The sequence below is a fragment of the Rhodoferax sp. genome (assembly GCF_028689305.1).
Classification (GTDB): domain Bacteria; phylum Pseudomonadota; class Gammaproteobacteria; order Burkholderiales; family Burkholderiaceae_C; genus Rhodoferax.
In genome coordinates this window covers 9,054-13,702 of sequence record NZ_JAQTWM010000049.1, presented here as the reverse complement: position 1 = coordinate 13,702, position 4,649 = coordinate 9,054, and the positions used below count along the sequence as shown (strand labels likewise).

Here is a 4,649-nt window from a genome sequence, read left to right as displayed (position 1 = left end):
AACTCGCGCCAGCGCAGGCGTGGGTGCAGCACCGGCACATTGCGCAGCGGCACACCCTGGTACTTGTTCCAGACCGTGCTGCCCGACAGCGTCAAGGTGTGCGCGCCGGCACCAATCACCGTGGCACGCAGGGTTTGCGCGGGTGCACGCACCGGGAAACCGGCCTCGGCCAGTTGCCGCCCCAGCGCTTGTGCCAGCAGCGGGCCGACGTCACCAAAGCGGTAAGGCGAATCGGCAGACGGGTGCAACATACATTCACCGACCCCGCCCGAAATGAACACCGCATCCAACCGATAAGCCTCCCGCAACGGCTCGGTCATCAAGAGCTGCTGCGCCAGTGGGGAGGGGTTTGCCAGCATGACTTCAAGAATGAGACTGGCCATGCGCTCGGCCAACTTTTGCAAATCCTGGGTGGAGAGCTGTGAGGCGGCACGATCTGCCCCCAGCACATCGCGCACGATCAGGGCCGCAGGGGCATGCACTGTGCTGACCCGCCCCGCCGCGTCGGTTTGCAGCAAATGCCCACCGACGTTCAGGCAAGCGGTATCCAGCACCCGGCCACCCTCAAACACCGCGTAGTTCGAGGTGCCGCCACCCACGTCGATATTCAGCACCCGGGCGGCATTTTTTTCGGAATAGGCACCGGCCCCGGAGCCGCGCCCGGCGATCACCGACTCCAGATGCGGCCCGGCCGTGGCCACGACAAAGTCACCCAGGCCAGCAGCCAGCGACATCACGGCATCCCGCGCGTTGCGCACCTTGGAGGTTTCACCGGTGATGATGACCGCCCCCGATGCCACGTCTTGTAGCGATAACCCGGCCAGCGCGTACTGCTGGCGGATAAAGGCCTCCAGCGCCGTCACATCGACATTGCCATCGGCCACAAACGGCGTGAAGATCACCGGGCTGACATAGACAATGTCGCGCCGCGAAAACTCGTAGTGCGGCACGCTGGTGGGCCCGGCGGTGTTGACGATTTCCAGCTCGGAAAAAATCACCTGCGACGTGGTCGTGCCCAGGTCAATCCCGATGCTGCGCAGGCACTTTTCGTTCACTTTTTGGCCTCTAGCCCGGATAAAACCTGGACTTTATGCTCCAATAATGAGAGCATTTTCCGCTGATCGGCCGTCGCGGGGGTCTGTGGCGGGTGATCCGGCACGGGGGTGCGGCGCACACGCTTGAACGTGATGCCGCCCTCAGAACAATCCCCGCAGTGGCTGCGACAGGTCTGGCAAGCCATGGTGTTCAGACAATTCGGAAGTTGTCCACCAGCACACAGCGGCGCAGCCGCACAAAGGTGCGCGCCGAGGTCACGCCCTCGCCGGTGGGGGTGGTGATGGTCATGCTGGTCCAGCCCTCGCCGCCAAAACCCAGGCCCGCCAGGCACGGCCCGTTTTTGACAAAAATGCTGGTGTTGATTTCATTGGCCATGCGATCCAGGTTGTCCAGATTGCGCGAGTGCATAGCGGCGGTGTGTTTGCAGCCGCCCTCCAATTTGACCGCCATGGCAATCGCCTCATCGACATTGGCGACACGGATGATCGGCAGGATTGGCATCATCAACTCGGTCACCGCAAACGGGTGATTGGCTGGCGTCTCAACAAACAGCAGCTTGGTGTCTGACGGCACGGTGAGGCCAATGGCCGCCGCAATCTTGGCGGCATCGCGTCCGACCCACTCGCGCTTGACCATGCCTTTGTTGTCCAGGCCGATCTTGCCCAGCACCAGATCGACCAGCCGCTTGGCCTGGTCGGCGCTCAGCTCCACCGCCTGGTGTTTGGCCATCTCTTGTTTGAGCCGGTCGGCCACCGAGTCGACCACAATCACTTCTTTCTCGTCGGCGCAGATGATGTTGTTGTCAAACGATGCGCCCCAGACAATGTCGCGCCCGGCTTTCTCGATGTTGGCGGTCTCGTCCACCACCACCGGCGGGTTACCGGCTCCGGCTGCAATCAGCCGCTTGTCGGTGTGTTTGCGGGCTTCTTCCACCACGGCTTCGCCACCGGTGACGGTCAGCAGGTGGATGCCCGGGTAGCTGAACAATTGCTGCGCGGTGGCGATGTTCGGGCTGGCCACCGTGGTGATGACGTTGGGCGGCCCACCGGCGGCCACCACGGCTTCATTGATCAAGGTCACCGCCCGTTGCGACACGCCCTTGGCGGCCGGGTGCGGGGCAAACACCACCGTGTTGCCCGCAGCGATCATGCTGATGGCGTTGTTGATCACCGTGGCTGCGGGGTTGGTGGACGGGGTCACCGAGGCAATCACGCCCCAGGCGGCGTTTTCCATCAGCGTCAAGCCATGGTCGCCCGAGAGCACGGTGGGCACCAGGCATTCCACGCCGGGGGTGTGGCGGGCTTGCGCCACGTTTTTGGCAAATTTGTCAGCCACCCGGCCCATGCCGGTCTCGGCCACGGCCAGCTCGGCCAGCTCCTGCGCGTGCTGTTCACCGGCATGCCGAATGGCCGCCACCACGCGGCTGCGCATGGCGACACTGCGCATTTGACGGTAGGCCTTGTCGGCCTCGGCCACGGCATCATCCAAGCTGGCAAACACGCCCATGGGCAAAGGCTCGGTACGGGCTGCCTGGGTCGGCAGTGGGGTTGCTTGTGTGCGATCCATGGACTGCACCACCGCCCGGACGATGCGCTCAATGTCTGCATTGCCAATGTTCACGGCTTGCTCCTGTTATTTGCGGTAGGTCACCTGGTCTTGGGTGACCACCTGATCGACGATGCCGATGACACTGAGGTCAATCGGCAATTCGCCGCCACTGGCTTTGCGCGCCGAGCTGCCGGTGACCACCAGCACCCATTCGCCATTGCCCGCACCCACGCTGTCGGCGGCGACGTGGCGCACGCCCGAGGGCTTGCCCTTGGCGTCAATGAAATCAACCAGAAGCAGGCGGTCTTTTCCCAGTCCGTCGCAACGGACGGTCGACACCACCTGCCCCACCACGAGGGCGAGTTGCATAGAGGGCTCCTGTCAGGCTAAGAAGCTAAGTTCAGTCCATCGGCTTGCCGTCACCCTTGATCGGGAAGATGGATTCCAGATCGGCGTGCGGACGCGGAATCACGTGCACCGACACCAGTTCGCCCACGCGCTGGGCCGCAGCCGCACCGGCATCGGTGGCGGCCTTGCAGGCTGCCACGTCACCGCGCACCATGGCGGTGACCAAGCCACCGCCAATTTGCTGGAAACCGACCAGCTTCACGCGGGCGGCCTTGACCATGGCATCGCTGGCCTCGATCAGTGCAACCATGCCTTTTGTTTCAATCATGCCAAGTGCTTCCATTTGCTTTCTCCTTGAGTGAGGTGGGTAAAACGAGAATCAGACGGACAGGAGCCGTTTGGGCTGCCCTGTCTCACTGGCCTTCACGGCAGTGGCGGGGGGCAGGTGAGATTTGGGGGCCATCTTCATGGCCAGCAGACTCACCTGAACAATGTCGTTGGCGCTGCAGCCGCGTGACAGGTCATGCATCGGCAGGCGCAGGCCCTGGATCATCGGACCCAGAGCGGTGTAGCTCCCCAGGCGCTCGGCGATCTTGTAGGCGATGTTGCCTTCGGACAGGGACGGAAAGATGAACACATTGGCCTTGCCCGCCACCGGGCTGTCCGGCGCTTTGCGGGCGGCCACGGCAGGCACAAACGCGGCATCAAACTGCAGCTCGCCATCAATCAACAGATCCGGCCGACGGCTTTTGGCCAGCGCCGTGGCCTGCGCCACCAATTCGGCCGAGGCGTGCTGGGCGCTGCCCAGGGTCGAGAACGACAGCATCGCCACGCGCGGCTGCTCGCCGGTGACGTTGGCAAAAGTTTCTGCGGTGCTGATGGCGATGTCAGCCAGTTGTTCGACCGTGGGTTTGGGCACAACACCACAATCGGCAAAGCCAAACACGTGCGAGCGGTCTGGCGGCAGCATGAAAAACATGGATGACAGGGTTTTGTTGCCCTCGCTCAGGCCAATCACCCGCAGCGCAGCGCGCAGCACCGACGCGGTGGACGACAGGTTGCCGGCAATGCAGTAGTCGGTGTCACCATTGACCAGCATCATCGCCGCGTGCCACAAGGGGTCGGTCAACTTGGCTCTGGCATCCTCATCGCTCATCTCGGGGCGGCGCTCGCGCAGGCTGGCGACATACAGGTCGATCTTGGGTGCGTTGGCCGGGTCAATCACCCGCAGCCCGCCGTAGCCGATGCCATTGAGCGTGCAATGGTCGCGCAGCGCCATCGGGTTGGCCAGCAGGGTGGGCCGGGCCCAGCCACAGCGGTTCAACTGGCAGGCAGCCTCGATCACGCGCGCGTCCAGGGCATCCGGGAACACCACGCGGGCCGGATGCGTCCGGGCCCAGTCTTCGCAGGAGGCAATCAGGCTCACCACGTCACGCCGGGTAGCTCAGGTAGAAATAGCGCACAGCAACCGGCGTGCCGATCTTGCCCTGCGCCTCTTTGGGTACCCACATCACATCGCCAGGCTTGGCGCTGATGAGCGTGTCGCCCACCTGGTACTGCAACTCGCCTTCAAGCACCAGGTGGAGTTCGTCACTGGCCCGGGTGAAGGGAAAGCTGTTTTTGGCCCAGCCCATGAAGCCTGCGGCACAAGGCGCAACCGCCGTAAGGTCAAGGGAGGCCAGGTCAAGCTGGCTCAT

6 protein-coding genes are annotated in these 4,649 nt (G+C 63.5%); all 6 read right to left on the bottom strand.

All coding sequences use genetic code 11. The features are described 5' to 3' along the window. The coding region (locus PHW99_RS11215) for an ethanolamine ammonia-lyase reactivating factor EutA (RefSeq protein WP_300177141.1) at nucleotides 1-1,055 on the bottom strand (1,055 nt) is incomplete at its 3' end. A gap of 190 nt (nucleotides 1,056-1,245) precedes the next feature. Further along, nucleotides 1,246-2,676 carry an aldehyde dehydrogenase family protein gene (locus PHW99_RS11210; RefSeq protein ID WP_300177138.1) on the bottom strand — a complete coding sequence of 477 codons (1,431 nt, stop codon included), beginning with the start codon at nucleotides 2,674-2,676 and terminating at the stop codon, nucleotides 1,246-1,248. A gap of 12 nt (nucleotides 2,677-2,688) precedes the next feature. Next, nucleotides 2,689-2,973, bottom strand: a complete 285-nt coding sequence (locus PHW99_RS11205) for a EutN/CcmL family microcompartment protein (RefSeq protein ID WP_300177135.1) — start codon at nucleotides 2,971-2,973, stop codon at nucleotides 2,689-2,691. A gap of 31 nt (nucleotides 2,974-3,004) precedes the next feature. Then, nucleotides 3,005-3,295 carry an ethanolamine utilization microcompartment protein EutM gene (gene eutM, locus PHW99_RS11200; RefSeq protein WP_300177132.1) on the bottom strand — a complete coding sequence of 97 codons (291 nt, stop codon included), beginning with the start codon at nucleotides 3,293-3,295 and terminating at the stop codon, nucleotides 3,005-3,007. Between the two features lie 36 nt (nucleotides 3,296-3,331). Beyond that, nucleotides 3,332-4,378: a phosphate acetyltransferase gene (gene pta / locus PHW99_RS11195; RefSeq protein ID WP_300177129.1), complete on the bottom strand. Its 1,047-nt coding sequence runs from the start codon at nucleotides 4,376-4,378 to the stop codon at nucleotides 3,332-3,334. Nucleotides 4,379-4,382: 4 nt separating this feature from the next. Then, on the bottom strand, nucleotides 4,383-4,649 hold a 267-nt coding region (locus PHW99_RS11190), incomplete at its 5' end, for a hypothetical protein (RefSeq protein WP_300177126.1).